Origin of the sequence: Segetibacter sp. (assembly GCF_025963695.1) — a bacterium.
Lineage (GTDB): Bacteria > Bacteroidota > Bacteroidia > Chitinophagales > Chitinophagaceae > Segetibacter.
On sequence record NZ_JAOQAH010000066.1, the window covers coordinates 68,123 to 87,222 of the forward strand.

General features: G+C 39.7%; 8 protein-coding genes. 6 read left to right on the plus strand and 2 right to left on the minus strand.

Annotation, left to right across the window (positions count from 1 at the left end):
- Window positions 1–108 precede the first annotated feature (108 nt).
- Together JWR87_RS11190 and JWR87_RS11195 are read left to right on the plus strand one after the other, a co-directional pair.
- On the plus strand, window positions 109–4,923 hold the full coding sequence (locus JWR87_RS11190) for a PKD domain-containing protein (protein WP_297819787.1): 4,815 nt from the start codon (window positions 109–111) through the stop codon (window positions 4,921–4,923).
- 213 nt (window positions 4,924–5,136) lie between these two features.
- Window positions 5,137–9,966 carry a PKD domain-containing protein gene (locus tag JWR87_RS11195; protein WP_297819789.1) on the plus strand — a complete coding sequence of 1,610 codons (4,830 nt, stop codon included), beginning with the start codon at window positions 5,137–5,139 and terminating at the stop codon, window positions 9,964–9,966.
- A 139-nt stretch (window positions 9,967–10,105) separates the two neighbouring features.
- Here the strand turns inward: JWR87_RS11195 and JWR87_RS11200 are convergent, their stop codons facing one another.
- Window positions 10,106–10,351: a hypothetical protein gene (locus tag JWR87_RS11200; RefSeq protein WP_297819792.1), complete on the minus strand. Its 246-nt coding sequence runs from the start codon at window positions 10,349–10,351 to the stop codon at window positions 10,106–10,108.
- A gap of 27 nt (window positions 10,352–10,378) precedes the next feature.
- Window positions 10,379–11,257, minus strand: coding sequence for a bifunctional 5,10-methylenetetrahydrofolate dehydrogenase/5,10-methenyltetrahydrofolate cyclohydrolase (locus tag JWR87_RS11205; protein ID WP_297819795.1), 879 nt, complete (start codon window positions 11,255–11,257; stop codon window positions 10,379–10,381).
- A 104-nt stretch (window positions 11,258–11,361) separates the two neighbouring features.
- On the opposite strand from JWR87_RS11205, the gene JWR87_RS11210 reads away from it, so the two are divergent.
- From JWR87_RS11210 to JWR87_RS11225, 4 genes are all read left to right on the plus strand, one after another.
- The gene (locus JWR87_RS11210; RefSeq protein ID WP_297819798.1) at window positions 11,362–12,198 is read left to right on the plus strand and encodes a hypothetical protein; all 837 of its coding nucleotides are present in this window, start codon (window positions 11,362–11,364) and stop codon (window positions 12,196–12,198) included.
- Complete coding sequence (locus JWR87_RS11215) at window positions 12,195–14,258, plus strand: hypothetical protein (protein WP_297819801.1); 2,064 nt, start codon at window positions 12,195–12,197, stop codon at window positions 14,256–14,258. The genes JWR87_RS11210 and JWR87_RS11215 overlap by 4 nt, the downstream gene beginning before the upstream one ends.
- A 432-nt stretch (window positions 14,259–14,690) precedes the next feature.
- Window positions 14,691–17,927, plus strand: a complete 3,237-nt coding sequence (locus JWR87_RS11220) for a SusC/RagA family TonB-linked outer membrane protein (RefSeq protein WP_297819803.1) — start codon at window positions 14,691–14,693, stop codon at window positions 17,925–17,927.
- A gap of 25 nt (window positions 17,928–17,952) precedes the next feature.
- Window positions 17,953–19,100: SusD/RagB family nutrient-binding outer membrane lipoprotein (locus JWR87_RS11225; RefSeq protein ID WP_297819806.1), on the plus strand; the 1,148-nt coding region annotated here is incomplete at its 3' end.

The following is a 19,100-nucleotide window of genomic DNA, read 5'->3' on the forward strand; positions in this document are numbered from 1 at the left end:
ACCTGAAAAAAAAATCGCATGAACAAAATAAAAGGGCGATAAAAATGTTTATATAAGATTGAGTCGAGGAAGGGCCAATATCCAGTATTAAAATCCTAAGAATTTTCTATGAAAACCGTTAACGGTACATGGTTGCACATGCTGCAACTAACTGTGCTAATGTTTATAACCACAGCGGGATCTGCACAATTAAAGGCAGGTTTTTTAGCTACCCCGATTACCGGTTGTCCGCCAATGGTGGTTAGTTTTACCGATACTTCGACTGGTAATCCTATTTCGTGGAAGTGGGATTTAGGCAATGGAACTATTTCTTTCCTTCAAAACCCAATTGCAACATATTTTATTCCTGGTAGTTATAATGTTAAGCTGGTTGTTACAAATGCTACCGGTAAAGACTCGATTGTAAAAAATCAATATGTAGTCGTAAACTCATTGCCTCAGGCTTACTTTTCTGCTTCAGACTCTACAGGTTGTTTTCCCTTGAAAGTGCACTTTAAAGACAGCAGCGTTGCAGGTTCGGGAGCAGTTCAAAAGTGGCAATGGGATTTTGGTGATGGTACTTTATCTACAGAACAACACCCTACGCATACCTATACGAGTCCTGGTAGCTTTACCGTTATTTTAAGAGTTTCAAACAGTAATGGTTGTGCTGCAGTTATTACTAAACCTTCATTTATAACCATTCGTGATGGGGTAAATGCTGCTTTTAGCTACACCACTGTTCCAGGCTGTTCTAGTCCGGCACCTGTTAATTTTATAAATGAAACTACAGGCACCGGTAATTTTAGTTACTTCTGGGATTTTGGTGATGGTAAAAACTCTACTGCAACAAACCCAACAAACAATTATAACAACGGTATTTATACTGTAAAGTTGATTGCTACCAGTAGCTATGGTTGTACGGATACTATAATAAAAGCAAACGCCATTAATGTAGGTATGGTACGTGCTAATTTTTCAAGTGCGGATACGATTTGTGCTGGTGTGAATCTGGCACTAATGAATAATTCTGCTCCATCGAACTTTACCAGCGTGAAATGGGATTTTGGTGATGGCGGAACTTCTACTCAAACAAATCCGGGAAGAATTTATACTACTGCAGGCGTGTACAAAATAAAACTGGTAACTACTTTTGGAATCTGCCAGGACTCGGTTGTAAAATCAATAACAGTTCTTCCCCGCCCGGTGGCAGCGTTCACCGCTTCAAATACTTCAGGCTGTACTGGTCCGCTGGTGGTTTCTTTTAAAGATGCATCCACAAATGGGGTATCTTATAAATGGTCTTTTGGAGACGGGGCTGCATCAACTCTTCAAAATCCTGTTCATGATTACACTGCACCTGGTACCTATTCGGTTAGTTTAACAGTTACAAGTGCTAATGGATGTGCTACTACTGTTGTTAAGGGCAACCTGGTAAAATTTATCCCTCTTAAAATTGAAGCCATAAACAATCTTGGTATTAAAGGGTGTCTTCCTATCACAGTTTCGCCCGTTGCTAAAATAAATGAGAATGTGGAAGTAGGAACTTATCAATGGAACTTCGGAGACGGATTTACATCAAGCAATGCTACACCATCGCATACTTACACAACACCCGGAATTTTTAATGTTACACTGGTTGTTACAGCCCCGGGTGGGTGTGCCGATACACTGGTTTTTAAAGAGGCAGTAAAGGCTGGTAACAAGCCGGAAACAAAGTTTACTGCAGATCCGAAAAATGTATGTGCAATTACGCCTGTTTCTTTTACAGACCTATCGACCAAAGGAACAGTTGATGAATGGCAATGGTTCTTTGGTGACGGCTCTACATCGGCGGCTCAAAACCCTACTCACACTTATAACGACACAGGGTACTTCAATGTAAAATTAATTGCTACAAATTTCGGCTGTAGTGATACAGTAGAGATAAAAAAATTCATTCACATTAAACCTCCGATTGCAAAATTTGACACTTCTTATTTATGTAGTGATCGTTTTACAAGGACTTTTGTTGATCAATCGTTAGGAGCCACTGCGTGGAGCTGGAACTTTGGGGACGGCGCTACAGCAACAGAACAGAACCCTTCTCATACTTACGCGGGACCGGGGGGTTATACAGCGATTTTAACTGTTACAAACGGCGAATGTCAGCATACCGTAAAAAAGAATATTATAGTGCTGAATGAGCAGGGTAAATTAACTGTCAGCGACAGTATTAATTGTACAAATACACGAATTATATTTGATGTAAAGGATGTAAAACCGACTAATATTTCTACTTACAATTGGTACTTTAATGGTATGCCCGGCAACGTTGTTACCACCTCGTATAACCCAATTACCATACGGTTCACTACCCCGGGAGTTAGAAACTCAGCAGTAATTATTACCGATTTACTTCATTGTTCAGATACTTTATATACAGCTGTGCCTATAACATCTTATGGCCCAAAAGCTTCATTTGAAAGTATCGCACCAAATACGTGTTTTGGCAATACCGTCAACTTTTCTGACTCTACTAAAACCGATGGTATTCATCCTATAACAGAATATTTATGGAACTATGGCGAAGGAAATTCTGAAGCATATGCTAACGGCCCTTTTTCTCATAATTATGCTACCCTTGGAACATTTGATGTAAAGCTGGTAGTAAAAGATAGTTATGGTTGCACAGATAGCATTACAAAGGCCAGCTTTGTCAGCATTACTAAGCCTGTGGCCAGGTTTGCTGCATCAGATACTGCTTTATGTCCTTCTCTACCTATAACTTTTACCAATAAATCGGAGGGAGTAGGTGCTACTTATAACTGGAAGTTTGGGGACGGAGCAACATCTGCTGCAGTTTCTCCAGTTCATTCGTTTAGCAATCCGGGTTCTTATGAAGTAATTATGGTAATGGTTGACAAAAACGGTTGTTCCTCCTCTGATTCGGTTACTATAAACATCTATAGTGCAAAAGCTGATTTTGCAATGAGCGACTCCTTTTCGACCTGCCCCCCCTTAGTAGTCAATATCACAAACGGCTCTAAGAATTATACAGACTTAAATTGGGATTTTGGAGATGGCGGGAATTCTCAACTTGCAAACCCATCTCACATCTATACCTATCCTGGCAATTACACTGTAAGGCTTACGGTAAAAAACAACGGTGGTTGTACCGATGAATTAACAAAGAAAGTTGTGATACAGGGTCCAACGGGATCTTTCGATTACCAGCCTAAACAAGCGTGTAACCCGGGTAAAGTAGACTACCAGATTAGCGCTCAAAATACGGTTAGCTACGTTTGGGATTTTAATGACGGTAATACTATCTTTTCGGTTAAACCGGGTGTGTCGCATACTTACATCAACCCAGGAAATTATGTGCCTAAGGTGATTCTAGAAGATGGACTTGGTTGCAAAGTAGCACTTCAAGGGTTGGATACAATCAGGATATATTCTGTTAATACAAATATTTTAAGCGATAACAGAATGGTGTGCGATAGCGGTATTGTTGCATTCAGAGACTCTACCACCTCAAATGATATAGTAACTAGTTTTTTATGGAATTTCGGCGATGGATCTATTTCAACACAAAAAAGTCCTACTCATAATTTTTCTGATACAGGTTTTTACTCAATTAAATTAATAACCACCACCGCTTTCGGATGTACTGATACTGCAGTTTCGAAAAACTATGTAAAGGTTGTGTATGCACCATCAATAAAAATATCAGGAGATACTTCGGCGTGCGAACCCGCTAAATTAAGGTTGACGGCAGATTTTAAAAGGGCTGATACGTCAGCAATAAGCTGGGCCTGGAACTTCGGAAATGGGACGGTTTCGAACCTACAAAAGCCCGATAGCCAAAGTTATGTTCAGAGCGGTTCTTACCAGGTTACTTTAAAAGCAACGAATAGTGATGGTTGCTACAATGTATTGACCAGAACCGCTGTCATTCATCCCAAACCTCTTGTTGATGCCGGTGCTAATGCAGGAATTTGCCGTTTTGATACCTATAAGCTTAATGCAACAGGGGCCAATACCTATACCTGGCGGTCAAATCCTACTTTAAGTTGTACAAACTGTGCGACACCCGTTGCGAAGCCAGATACTTTGACTACCTATTATGTAACCGGAAAAACTTTATTTGGATGTACAAGCGAAGATTCTGTAAAGCTTACTGTACAGCAAACCTTTAAAATGACAATTAGTAAAGCCGATACATTGTGTAAAGGGGAGACTGCTACACTGCTTGCCTCTGGTGCCGACAATTACCAATGGTCTCCTTCTTTGTATCTCAATAATGCTGACATCGCCTCGCCTAAAGCAAGACCCGACACGACCATAACGTACCAGGTAATTGGAAAAGATAATAACGGCTGCTTTAGGGATACACAGAATATTAGAATAAAAGTTTATCCACTTCCTTCCATTGATATTACAAACGGCGACAACATAACTATACAGGTAGGAGGAAGCGTTAAATTAACTACTAAAAATTCACAAGACATTGCTTCTTGGAAATGGTTTCCATCACAATGGCTTAGTTGTGGGTCTTGTACTGAACCATTAGCGTCTCCAAAAGAGCAGATCACTTATAGTGTTACAGCTACTAACGACGGTAACTGTACCGCATCTGATAAGGTGACCATAAACCTGATTTGTAATAATACCAATGTGTTTATTCCTAACACTTTCTCGCCAAACGGTGACGGTATGAATGATGTATTTTATATAAGGGGTTCGGGATTATTCAACGTCTTGTCATTTAGGGTATTTAACCGGTGGGGACAGCTTGTATACCAGAAAAATGGCGGTGGCGCTAACAATCCAATTGATGGATGGGATGGTAATCTAAATGGATTGCCTCTTCAGCCTGACGTATATGTTTACCTGATTGATGTTGTTTGTGCCAATAATACGATATTCCCTTTCAAAGGTAATGTGTCATTAATACGGTAGAGAAACAATGATTAAAAACAGTCGAACTGTGGTCTGTTTCAACAAGTTGGAAAAATATATGTAGTAAAAAGACGGGCATACTAACTGCGTTTTGTAAGTGCATTTTAAATTTGATATTAATATTTTTTAATGTGCTTGCAACCTTTTTATTCTAATACGTGACTATATTTAGCGGGTTTTTCGAAGACCCGGCTTTTATATTTTCGCAAACTCTTGTCTCTACTATCATTACATATCAGATGGGGAAGATTTGTTTTATTCCTCTTCATCCTTTTTTGCTCGGCAGCAAAAGGGCAATTAGTTGCCGATTTTACTCTTGACACCCGGCAGGGATGTGCTCCCTTTGTTGTTCCTAAGTTTACAAATCTTAGTAAGGGAACCCAGCTTACTTATTTGTGGAATTTCGGTAATGGAATTACAAGTACGCAGGTAAACCCCGGCGTTATATATTTTGCCGACGGAAATTATACTGTAAAACTGGTGGTTAGAGATGCTTCAGGCAGGAGGGATTCTGTAGTAAAAAGCAATTTTGTTACTGTCAACAAGAGCCCGGGGGTAAATTTTGCGGCGAGTAGTACAGGTGGCTGTATTCCCCTCCCGGTTCAGTTTACAGACCTAAGCACTGCCGGTTCGGGTGTCATTACCAAATGGGAGTGGGACTTTGGCGATGGTAAGACTTCTTTGCTTCGCTCGCCATCTCATACTTTTGATGTGACCGGAAATTTTACGATTACCCTAAAAGTCACTAATAGTCTTGGTTGCGTGGAGGTAAATACCAAAACCTCTTACATTAAGGTTAACGAAATCCCGAAAGCTAACTTTACCTCAGGATCTACGACTAGTTGTAATCCTCCGGTGATGGTTAATTTTATAAATACATCTACGGGGCTGGGAATAAAAAGTTATAAATGGAACTTTGGAGACGGCTTTGTTTCTTTTGATCAAAACCCCTCTCACAACTATACTACTGCAGGAAATTATCCCGTAACGCTCATCATTACGAACGAAAACGGGTGCGTAGATTCAATTAGAAAGCCTACAGTTATAGGGGCAGTTGCTTCGCGCATTAATGTACCCGATGTTATCTGCCAGGGTGCCCCAACAAGTTTTTTAAATGCCTCCACTCCGGCTGTAGCATCCAGCTTTTGGGATTTTGGTGATCGTACCACTTCGTCTGAAATTAGCCCTGTAAAGAGTTTTGAAACTCCGGGCTCCTATACGGTAAAACTGGTTAATAATTTTGGCGGCTGCAAAGATTCTATTACAAAGCGTATTACCATTATTCCTAAGCCAGTTGCTAATTTTTCTTATAATGCACCTCCTCCGGGTTGTATTTTACCTGTAAATGTTTCATTTACGCCCCAGGCCTCTTCGGCAGCTTCTTACCTTTGGGATTTTGGAGATAGCACTAATTCAAACGCCAGTTCGCCAACACATGCTTACACTAGTTACGGTATCTTTTCTGCCAAACTAAAAGTCACTGCTATTAATGGTTGTTCTGATAGCATTGTAAAACCGAATGTGGTTTCCATCATAAAAGTCAAGATCAACAGTTTTTCAGGTCTGCCCTATGCAGGTTGTGTTCCCTACCAACCTGGTTTTTCAGCAAACATTACTACACCAAATCCCATTAGTTCTTATTCGTGGCATTTTGGTGACGGTCAAACCTCCACTGAAGCAAACCCTGTTCACAATTATTCTAAAGCCGGTAGCTATGATGTGTTTTTAAGAGTATCAACTGCCACTGGCTGCACAGATAGTTTTCAATTAAAGGATGCAATTGTAATAAGTGACAAGCCAAAGGCAAGTTTTTCTGCGGCACCGTTAAGTGCATGCGCTTCTGAAAGTGTACAGTTTAAAAATCTATCAGAGGGTACAATTACCAGTACAAAATGGGAATTCGGAGACGGTTCGACTTCCGATGCAACTGATCCTCTTTACCATTATGCTGATACCGGTCATTTTACAGTCAAACTACTTATTGGCAATTCTGCCTGTTACGATTCGCTCATTTTAAAAGATTATGTCTATGTTAAGCCACCTATCGCCAACTTTAGTGTTCTCTTTAATTGTGATTCTCCTTTGACAAGGAGGTTTCAAGACAAATCGATCGTTGCAAAAACCTTTGAATGGAACTTTGGAGACGGTTCAGCAGTCTCAAATGAAAAAGATCCCGAGCATACTTATGCAGCTTCCGGCATTTACGTTGTAAAATTGCTTGTAACCAATGGAGACTGTTCTGATGTTTTTTCTGATACCCTGGAGATTATTGGTGAAAACCCTGACTTTACTGTAAGTAGTAATTTGCTTTGCAGAAACAATCCTACTGTATTTACCGCCAAAATTGGCAATAGCCAAAATATAACCACCTATAGCTGGGACTTTGGCGATAATTCAAATATTGTTACCACTACCAGTCCTACAATAGACCATAATTATCTTATCGCTGGTACTTACAGTCCGGCATTGACTATTACCGATCGGTTGGGATGCACCCAGCGGGTGCAAAAGACGGCGGGCATCACTATTTATGGCCCAATAGCAAAACTGACGCACCCCGAGGGAACTTGTATAAACTCGAGTCTCACATTTTTGGACAGTAGTATTGCAACCGCCAATCACCCTATTACTTCGTGGATGCTGAACTATGGAGATGGGAAGTTCGATACTTCTAAGACTATGTACCCAACATTTGTTCATACCTATTCAGCCGCTCGGACCTACGAAGTTTTCCTGGTGGTAACAGACAATTCCGGGTGTAAGGATACTTTATTTAGTCCGGGTGGAATTAATATTACCGACCCTAAGGCTTTATTTTCGTTGAAGGATTCTATTTCCTGTAATAACTCAAACATTGAGTTTACCAATGAATCAACCGGTTTTGATCTTTCATATGCCTGGGACTTTGGCGATGGCCAGCCAGAAACCACGGCAAATCCCTCTCATCCCTTTGCGGCAGAAGGAACTTATAACATCTCTTTAGCTATAAAGGATAGATACGGTTGCACTGATACATTGCAAAAACCGAATGCTATTATTATTCAGAACGCAAAGGCTTCATTCTCTATGAGTGACTCCAATATTTCGTGTCCTCCCGCTCAAGTCAATTTTGCAAATAGCTCCACCTATTCAACCTCACTGAAATGGGATTTTGACGACGGTAATTTTTCTGATATTTCAAATCCTTCGCACTATTTCTTAGCTGCGCGTGATTATAATATAAAACTAACAGCTTACGGTCATGGTACTTGTGCTGACTCATTGGTAAGAACAATAACCGTAAAGGGCCCTAGCGGCACTATTGCATACAATCCTGTTATTAAATGTTTGCCAGCTTTAATAAACTTTACCGGTACGGCTGCAAATAATGACAACAGTTACACTTGGGATTTTGGGGATGGAACGGCAGTAACCACTACTGAACCTGCAATTTCTCATGAATACACATCAATAGGAAAATACCTTCCAAAATTGTTATTAATAGACAGTAAACTAAAGTGCACAGTTTCCATTTTTGGTTCTGATAGTATTGTTGTGCCTGCGATTGACAGCTATATGAGAACTCCCAAAAATTTATTTTGCGATACTGCGACACTCCAGTTTTTTGACTCTTCTGTAGTAAAGTTTGACCAGATCAGTAATTATCAATGGTCGTTTGGCGACGGCACCAAATCTGACGAGGTAAGTCCGTTTCACAATTATACTGCGCCAGGTATTTACCCTGTTCAATTAATAGTAACGACGACGGCCGGCTGTATAGACTCATCAGAAAATGCTTTTGTGAAAGTTGTAAAACGGCCGGAGCTTGACATTACGGCACCTTCCGCTATCTGTGTTAATCAAACGGCGTTGTACTCGGCTATTGTAAAGGATACTTCTGCAGTGACCTGGAATTGGAGTTTTGGAAATGGAAGCAGCTCGATGAGCCCTTCGCCTCCGGCGCAACTGTTTACGGTTGCCGGTAATTACCAGGTCAATACTTCTGTAACCAATTCTTCCGGTTGTACCACTACTAAAGCAACTCCATTAAAAGTAAACACTTTACCTAATGTAAGTGCCGGCGCAGACTCGGCTATTTGCCTCGGAGCAACTGTTGCCCTGCAGGCTTCCGGTGCTGATAGTTATTTGTGGAGTAACAACGCCACTTTAAGTTGCTCTGCATGTGCAAGCCCCGTTGCCACACCTGTAGCTGCTTCTGTGTATTATTCAGTTACCGGAACTGACGCAATTACATCTTGTCAGAAAACAGATTCGGTTGAAATTAAAGTGGTTCAGCCTTTCAAAATAACCAGTACCATAACCGATACTTTGTGTGTTGGAGAGTCGGTTAAATTGTTTGTTTTTGGTGCAGATACTTATAATTGGACTCCTGCTGCCGACTTAAGCGATGCTACCAGTGCAACCCCAATTGCAAGTCCGCGAACAACTACTTCTTACACTGTAACCGGCCATGATTATCTTAATTGCTTTACTGATGTGGCCACCATTCCTATAACGGTGTATGCTAAACCTGTTTTCAATATTATTGAGGATAACATAACAATTGCAATTGGAAGTAGTGCAGCAATTAAAACCAAAAGTTCGGTGGATGTTATAAACTGGCAGTGGTTTCCAGCTACAGGTTTAAGTTGTAGCAATTGTGCGGAAACCGTAACCACCCCATTAAACACAATAGTATATAAGGCAATTGCAACAAACCAGGGTGGGTGCAAAGCAGAGGACAGAATAACAGTGAATGTGTTTTGCAATAATGGTAATATTTTTATTCCTAATACCTTTTCACCCAATAACGATGGAAGCAATGATGTGTTTTTTCCGAGGGGTAAGGGAATTGCGGGCGTTAAGAGCCTTCAGATATTTAATAGGTGGGGGAATCTCGTTTTTCAAAAAACGAATTTTGCTATAAATGATCCTGGCGCTGGGTGGGATGGAACCTTTAATGGTAAACCACAAGAAGCAAACGTATTTGTTTACCAGATAGAAGTTATATGCGAAACCGGCGAGGTTTTCAGCTTCAAAGGTGATGTTGCGCTGATACGGTAAAGACTCTAAAACTTCTATTGTCATTTATGCTGCAATGGTACAATCCGCGAAATAAGAGTGGCGAATAAAGGGATATAAGTACAAGGGTGTGACACAACGCAGTTGCAGAAAGTTATAAAGCTGACCCCATAAACACTACTTATTTACCACCGGCGATAATTGCTTTGGTAAGACTTTCATCTGTCATTTGTTCTTGCCAGTCTGTGTCTAATTTTAATCTAACTGTTTTGGCTCCACCACTTGGGGTGCATACTACGGTTACTTTCCCTTCTTCGGTTTCAGATATTGATTCAGCTTTTTTAGATGCTTCTTGTTTCGCCATGCTAAAAGCTTGCACGCATGTCCATCTTGTATTTTGGCTGTCAGTTACTTCCCTTTGTTTCATTTGCTTATTCTATTAACCGTAATAATTTTATTGATTTCTTCGTTCGTAGGCTGACAATGTATTTTTCATGAGGCCGGCAATAGTCATCAATCCAACACCTCCCGGCACGGGTGACACGGCAGAAGCTATTGTTGATACCGCTTTAAAGTCAACGTCTCCTTTTATCCTGTATCCTTTTGCGGCAGTAGCATCGTCAACTCGTGTTATACCTACATCAATTACAATAGCGCCTGCTTTTACCATATCAGCCTTTACAAATTCGGGTTTGCCAAGTGCGGCTATAATAATGTCGGCTTGTAATGTTATTTGCTTTAAATCGGGAGTATGGCTATGGCAAATAGTAACGGTACAATTACCATAAGGTATATTGCTGCTAAGTAAAATACTCATGGGGCGACCAACTATGTTACTTCGTCCGATAACCACTGCATGCTTTCCTTTAGTTGTTAATTGAAAGTGTTCGAGCATTAGCATAATGCCATATGGCGTAGCGGGAATAAATGTATCAAGACCTTGCACAAGCCGGCCAACACTTACGGGATGAAAGCCATCGACATCTTTATCAGGATGTATACTATCGATAATATTTGCTTCACTTATATGTTTTGGCAACGGCAATTGAACCAGGATGCCATCAATCTTATTGTCTGTGTTTAGCTCCTCAATTTTTGCGAGTAATTCCTTTTCCGCTACAGTATCATCAAGCCTGATAAGTGTTGAAGTAAAGCCAATTTCACTACAAAATTTTACTTTACTGGCTACATAAGTTTCACTTGCTCCGTTGTTCCCAATCAGGATCGCCGCAAGATGTGGTGGCCTTTTTCCTTTTTCCTTTAACTGTTTAGTCGATTCAGTCAGACTTTCCTTAACTGACTGCGAAGCAATTTTTCCATCTAGTACTAACATACCTCAAAGGTATTAATGGAGAATTGATTTAGCTGACTTTGGCTGGGCCTCGAAATAAATAAAATTTACTTTAACGTGTTTTTCTTATTAATTTTCTTTTTATCATGTTGTTAGCATTAAGATATGTTGTCACAACGCTCATACTTTTACTATCTGCAGCTTTAAAGGCGCAAATTGTTAGAGCATCCTTATCTAACCGTTATGCCGCGCCTGGAGCTTACAGTAACAATTTCTCGGATATTTTTTCAGCTACAGCAAACCAGGCTTCCATTGCCAGTTTAAAAACAGGTGCCTTTGGTGTTTACGGAGAAAGAAGGTTTATGCTTAATGATCTTGCCAGTTATACTGCTATAATAGCAGCGCCCACACCGACAGGAACTTTTGGATTACAAGTCGATTACTTCGGCTCATCATTTTTTAATGAAACAGAGTTGGGAATTATTTATGCGCGTAAGATTAGCAGTGCTATAGACATAGGTGCCAAATTTAATTATCACACAATTAAGGTTGCAGGTTATGGAAACGTATCGGTTTTTAATTTCGATATAGGAGCCATTTTTCATTTAACTGAAAAATTGATTTCTGGCGTTCATGTATACAATCCTACCAGCAGCAAGCTTGGGAAGACCGCTACAGAAAAATTAGAGTCAATCTATTCGTGGGGGTTAGGGTACGAAGTGTCTAAACAGGTTTTTATTGGTACCGAAATTATAAAACATGAAGGCCAACCCGTAAGTTTAATTGCAGGTTTGAGATACGATTTGCACGCGAGAATCTTTATAAGAGCAGGAATATCTACAGGTATCAATAACAACTCTGTTGGTGTTGGGTTAAATGTTGGTTTTGGCCGCATCGATCTCAATACTGCTTATCATCCACAACTAGGGTTTACTCCGGGAATTTTACTATTGATAAATTTTAAGAAACCGGCAGAAGAGTGAAAAAAACCTCGTTATCCTTTATCGCATTGTTATTTTTCCTGCCGGCTTTTAGTTGGCAGGAGAAGCCAATACAACACGGAAATGAAGCAGAGCAGCAATTGGAAAATTTGGCCGAGCGACAGAACGGCGAGCCGGAAGATGATGCTTACTTGCAGGCAATGGATCAGCTTAGGAAGAATAAATTGAATCTTAATAATGCTGTTGAGAACGATTTAAAGCAACTTCAACTGATTTCTGAATTGCAAATCCAGAATTTGATAAAATATAAAAGACTGTTGGGAAGTTTAATTAGCATTTATGAGCTACAAGCAATACCAGGATGGGATTTGGCAACGATACAAAAAGTGTTACCTTATTTAATGGTTGGCAACAGTAACTCGTTGCCCGGGAATTTAAAACAAAGACTAACATTGGGGCAACATTCTCTACTGGTAAGGTTTCAACTAGTGCTTGAAAAAAGCAATGGTTTCATTCGGCCTGACAGTATAGCAAACAGGTATTCGGGAAGTCGACAAAAGGTTTTCTTTAGATATAAGTATAATTTTCGCAACCTGTTTCAGTTCGGAATAACGGGTGACAAAGATGCGGGTGAGCAGTTCTTCAGCGGGACTCAGAAACAAGGATTTGATTTTTATTCAGTTCATTTATTTGCACGAAAACTTGGCCCTGTTAAACTACTGGCTTTAGGAGATTTTACTGTTAACCTTGGACAGGGTTTAATTCATTGGCAGAGTCTTGCTTTTAAAAAAAGTGTTGATATTACTTCGGTCAAAAGGCAGGCAGATATTTTACGTCCTTATAACTCCAGCGGAGAATATAATTTTATGAGAGGTGCCGGTATTACCGTCGCTACAAAGAATTTCGATTTCACCACGTTTGCATCTGTTCGAAAGTTAGATGGAAGTTTGAATACTGACACATCTCAAACAAATGATGATTTTATTTCTGCAATTTTAAATTCAGGTTACCACAGAACGAAGGCTGAGTTGGCAAAAAAAAATGCGATGACTCAAAGCTCCTTTGGAGGTAATATTTCATACAATAAAAATCCTCTTCATATTGGCGTGAATGCCATTTCCGTTAGGTTTTCAAATCCTTTAGTTCGTAATGTAGCGACCTATAATCAGTATGCTATAACCGGAAAAGGCTGGTCTAATTACAGTATTGATTATGGTTATACTTATCGCAACTTTCACTTTTTTGGTGAGGCTGCAATAGATAAAAACAGCTCCAAAGCTTTAGTAGGAGGAGTGTTAGCGAGCCTGGATGAAAAGGTTGATGCATCGGTAGTCTATAGAAGTATAGAAGAAAGCTACCAGGCACTTTATGGTAATGCGTTTACTGAAAATACTTTCCCAACTAACGAAAAAGGATTATTTACAGGTCTGTCAATTAGACCTTTTTCATTTTTAAAAATCAATGCTTACGCTGATGTTTTCAGTTTTCCCTGGTTAAAATATAGAGTTGATGCTCCAAGCCAGGGATCGGAATATTTGTTACAGGTTTCGTACAAACCAAACAAGCAGATTGAAGTATATACCAGGTTCAAAAATGAAAACAAAGCGGTTAATCTTACGGGCCTGGGTTTAGCAATGCGACAAGCGTATGCAAGGCCAAAAGATAGCTGGCGAACACACATTACTTATAACGTTAGCCGCCAGTTTACTTATCATCAAAGAGTAGAAATTTTGTGGTTCGACCGTCATGAGAAGAGCCGAAGCCAGCAGGGGTTTTTATTTTATGTTGATGGAAAATATAGGTTGACAAAAAAGGCTGTTACACTTAATGGGCGCATACAATATTTTGAAACAGATGGTTTTGATAGCCGTCTTTATGCATATGAAAACGATGTTTTATATAGTTATTCAATTCCACAATTCATGGGAGAAGGCTTGCGCTATTACTTGAATTTCAATTGGGACGTTAATAAGAAAACAACGGTTTGGTGCAGATGGGCTCAGACCATCTATGCAAATCAAAATTCTATAAGCAGTGGTTTGGATAAAATTGAAGGAAATAAAAGAAGTGAAATAAAATTACAGGTGATGTATAATTTTTAGTGATTGAATATAACTATTCATCAATTCGTTTTCTCAACTAAGTTTAATGCTTTATGAAGCAACTACCGTATTCCTGATATTTTATTTAATGACGTTGACTAAAAACGCTTAGTTAAAATAGCAAACGACTAACTTCTGGAATTGGAAAAAAGGTGCTTTTGTTTTTCTCTAAATCCTGGCACCTTTTTTTGATAAAATCAATCAAATTTGTGTTTAAAGTTGGAAATCTTCCAACTTTTTTCTATTGTTATTATTTCAGGTGAACTACTTCATGAAAAGTCGCACTTTATTTTAAGATTGTAAAGCAGCATTTCTTTTTTACCGCTTGTCATTCTATTTCACCGTTCAAGCAAGTATTGCTTTGATTAATATTTTGTTAACACTTCTTAATTTAAGTATTTTTACGGCATCTATTAAAAATTAAAAATGCACATGAGAAAAATTCTATTATTAGTTATGCTAATATGTACGTCCATATTAGCCTCATCCCAGACACGGGTGATTACTGGTACTGTTACGGATCCTTCCGGAGCCGTTGTTCCAGGTGCCTCAGTTAACGTTAGAGGAAGTAATACAGGAACTTCGGCCGACGCGCAGGGACAGTTCAGGATCAATGTAAAAACAGGCGATGTTTTAGTAGTCACTGCAACTAATTTTGGTACACAAGAAGTAACAGTGGGAGCTGGAAATTCTATTAATGTCTCAGTATCCAGGCTTTCAGCCGTGATAGAAGAAGTAGTTGTCACCAGCGCGTTCAACATTAAAAGAACTAAGCGCAGTACTACAAATAACGCGCAGGTTGTTGGAGGAGAACAATTAAACACTATCAGGCAGACAAATATTAATAATGCTTTAGCTGGTAAAGTGTCAGGTCTTCAGGTTAGAAGTCAATCTTCTGCTGCACTTGGAAGAAATACACAGGTAAGGTTACGTGGAGCCTCTGGTTTAGGTACCGGAGAAGATGTGATTTATGTAGTGGATGGTACAATATTACCAAATGCTGATGACGTAAATCTAGATGAGGTAGAAGACATCACAGTATTGCAAGGTCCTGCAGCATCTGCTTTATTTGGTTCACAGGGAGCAAATGGAGCTATTGTAATAACAATGAAAAAAGGTACGAAAACCTCAGGATACGGTGTTGACGTGAACATAGGTGCACAATTTGAAAATGTTTACATTCTACCGAATTACCAAAACTCATATGCAGGTGGCGGCGTGTCAAATTTGATTAAATACAACTGGAAAGCAGGTGATCCTAACGATTGGAAAGCTTTAGACGGAAAGTATTATCACGATTACTCTGACGACGCAAGTTGGGGCCCGCGTATGGTTGGACAGGAATATATTCCGTGGTACTCATGGTATGGTGGACATCCCTATTCTTATACCACATCTAAATTGGTTCCTCAAAAGAATAATGCAAAACAATACTTTAATACAGGTGTAACTACGAATAATTCGATCAGTTTTTCTAAAAATACCGATGTGTCCAGCTTTAGAATGTCATATTCTAACGTAGGTATTAAAGGTCTTGTACCAACAACAGGTTTACAAAGAAACATTTTGAATTTAAGAGGAAGCCTGAATGTTACCAGCAAATTGACCGCAAGTGTTAATGTAAACTATGTTAACCAGAAAGTTAACGGTGACATTGATGATGAATATTCTAATCAGACAACCGGCTCTTTTAACCAATGGTTCCACAGGGATTTAGATATGGGTATCATGAAAGAATTAAGGGATCTTCGTACTCCAGCTGGAATTTATGCAAGTTGGAACCACTCAAATCCAAATACTTATAATGCTGCCAGCCCAAGAAATTTTTACGCAGCCAACTATTGGTATAACTTCTATACCTGGTATGATCTTACTAGTGTTAAAACAAATAGGGACCGTCTTTTTGGAGATGTTGCCCTTAATTATAAAATTACGAATGATCTGAGCGTAAGAGCGACTTACAGGAAACAACAAAATACTACATGGGACGAGGAGAAGTTTAGCTCAGAGTTAAATAATAGCGGATTACAGACACAGGGAAATGAACCAAGGGCAAGAGGCTATTACTCTAGTTTTCAGAGCTATTCAAATAGAGAAAATTTAGAATTTCTTGCAACTTATTCTAAGGCCTTTAATGATTTTCAGGTAAATATAAATGCTGGTTCTGATTTCTTTAATTCAACAAGTAAATCTAACGGTGGAAATACTAACCAAGGTTTAAGTGTACCTAACTTTTTTTCATTAAATAACTCAATTAATGCAGCTACTCTTAGCAACGTAAGGGTACAGGAAAAGTATAGAGCAGTGTTTGGAATGGCTGATGTAGGGTATAAAAACTTCCTTTTTGTAAACGCTACTTTGCGTAACGACTGGTATTCAACTTTACCTCCCGCAAATAACAACGTACTCTCTAAATCTTTTGGTGCTTCATTTGTCTTCAGCGATTTAATGAAGAACATTTCATGGTTAAGCTTTGGTAAGTTGAGAGCTTCGTGGGGGGAGGTTCCTAAAGCATTAGGAACAACAACCACTAGTTTTGGTGCTTACCGTTACCCAGGCTTTACTTATGGAGTGGGCCAGAACCAATATGGATCAGGAAACATTTTGATGTCTACTCCTGATCAACTGGTAGACTCAGCTATTCATGGTGCTGTTACATCTCAAAAGGAAATTGGACTGGAAGCCAGATTTTTAAAGAGCAGGGTAGGTTTTGCTGTTACTTATTGGGATGGTACAGAAAGAGACATTCCACAATCTTTGACGATTACTCCAACTAGCGGATACTCTTCAATTCTTACCAACGCCGGAGAAATGTCAAAAAAGGGTATTGATCTTCAATTAACTGGCAGGCCTTTTTCACTGCCTAATTTTTCCTGGGACATCAGTGCTACGTATTCTAAATTGATTGAGCAGAAAGTAGTATCGTTAGGTGCAGGTATTACTAGAACTTTGAGTTTGCAGAACACTTATAGTGCAAGTACTCCTATTCTTGTTCATGCCGTTGGCCGCGAATGGGGCGAAATTTATGGTCCTGGTATCTTGCGTAAAGACGGAAAACCTGTTCTTACAGCTGCAGGTCTTTACCAAACCGATCCAAACGTATTTTTTGGAAATGTTTTACCTAAACATACCGGCGGTCTGCAAAATAGCTTTACTATCATGAGAGATTTTACAGTAAACGCTAATTTCGATTATCAGGTTGGCGGAAAATTCTTTTCTTTATCTGATATGTGGGGGTCGTATTCAGGCCTTACAGCACGTACTGCCTCTGTAAATGACAAAGGCGAGTCTGTTCGTACGGCTGTACCTGACGGTGGCGGAGTGCGTGTAGAAGGTGTTGATGCAACAGGCAAAGATGTTGTTCATTATGTTCCTGCTCAGACCTACTACCAGCAATCTTACAATACAAAAGTGTTTGATGAATATATCTATGATTTAACGTTTGTTAAAATGCGTGAATTATCAATAGGCTATAGCATTCCTGTGAAGAAGATTGGATTTGCGAGGTTTGCGAGGTCCGCTACTTTTTCATTGGTTGCAAGAAATCCAGTGTTGATTTATGCTACTACAAAAGATTTCGATCCTTCAGAAGTTAGTCGTATTAGTGGTGAAGCAGGTCAGCTTCCTGGTACCCGTGGTCTTGGCTTCAACCTAAAAGTAGGATTCTAAAAAGTTAATTTAAAAAATGTTGAAAATGAAAAGAACAAAATATATTTTATTCGCCTTAATATCACTGTCGGTTATAGGTGGTTGTAGTAAGTTTAGCGACTTTGGGGATACAAACGTTAACCCCAATGCCACTGGTAGTCCAATTACCAGGGCCTTATTTACTAACGTTGAAGCCCAATTAGGCGCAACGGCCGCAATGACAAGGCCGGGATTATATGCGCAGTATTTTTCTGAGACTCAGTACACAGACGTTTCTATTTATAGCAATCCCATTTTGAATTTTAGCGGTGAGTATTCGGGCGCTATGAATGATCTTAAAAACATTATAAATGTTAATGAGAGTGTTAATCAAAGTGCAGCCGCTCAAATTTTATTACAGTATCTTTTTTGGACTATAACAGACCGTTGGGGAGATGTACCATATTCTGAGGCGTTGCAGGGCAAAATAGCCGCGAAGTATGACAAGCAGGAAGATATATACAAAGGGATGATTAGTGCTTTGACCGCTGCTGTAGCTCAGTTCAATAACACTTCGCTTATTCAGGGAGATGTCATATATAATGGAGATGTTGCTAAATGGAAGAAACTGGCTAATTCATTAAGGATGATGATGGCAATACAATTATCCAAAAGATTTCCGGGCGCTTCTGATTATGCTGCTACTCAATTTAAAGCAGCTTTGAATGATCCCGCAGGATATATAGCAACTAATGCTGATAATTTCACACTCACTTACCCTGCTAACTTTCTTAATCCATGGTACAATACATATAACGGCCGGAAAGATTTTGGAGAAAGCCCTGTTGTTATTAATTTATTAAATGGTTTTGGTGATGCCCGTCAGTCTGTATACGGCACTTCGAGTGTAGGCGTTCCGTTTGGGCTATTGCGTGCAAAGGCTGAGGCGTTTACGGGAGCAAACCCAACCTGGTCTTATATTCTGCAGCCTAGTTTTAGAGAAATAGGAGATCCAGTAGTGATACTTAGTGCAGCGCAGGTCACTTTGGCAAGAGCTGAGGCAGCAGATTATGGCTGGACCTCTGAAGCTTTGGCAACAGTTTACCAGACCGGTATAAATCTTTCGTTCCAGGAATGGGGGCTGCCTGCACCTGACGCATCTTATTTTGCAAAGGCTGATGTTGCTTTAACCGGCGCTGCCGGTACCGGTGCTAA

What these genes read in the sequence shown, in the direction of transcription:
- JWR87_RS11220 (WP_297819803.1), top strand. Translation starts at nt 14,691, where the DNA reads ATGAGAAAAATTCTATTATTAGTTATGCTAATATGTACGTCCATATTA.
- JWR87_RS11205 (WP_297819795.1), bottom strand. Translation starts at nt 11,257, where the DNA reads ATGTTAGTACTAGATGGAAAAATTGCTTCGCAGTCAGTTAAGGAAAGT.
- JWR87_RS11200 (WP_297819792.1), bottom strand. Translation starts at nt 10,351, where the DNA reads ATGAAACAAAGGGAAGTAACTGACAGCCAAAATACAAGATGGACATGC.
- JWR87_RS11190 (WP_297819787.1), top strand. Translation starts at nt 109, where the DNA reads ATGAAAACCGTTAACGGTACATGGTTGCACATGCTGCAACTAACTGTG.
- JWR87_RS11210 (WP_297819798.1), top strand. Translation starts at nt 11,362, where the DNA reads ATGTTGTTAGCATTAAGATATGTTGTCACAACGCTCATACTTTTACTA.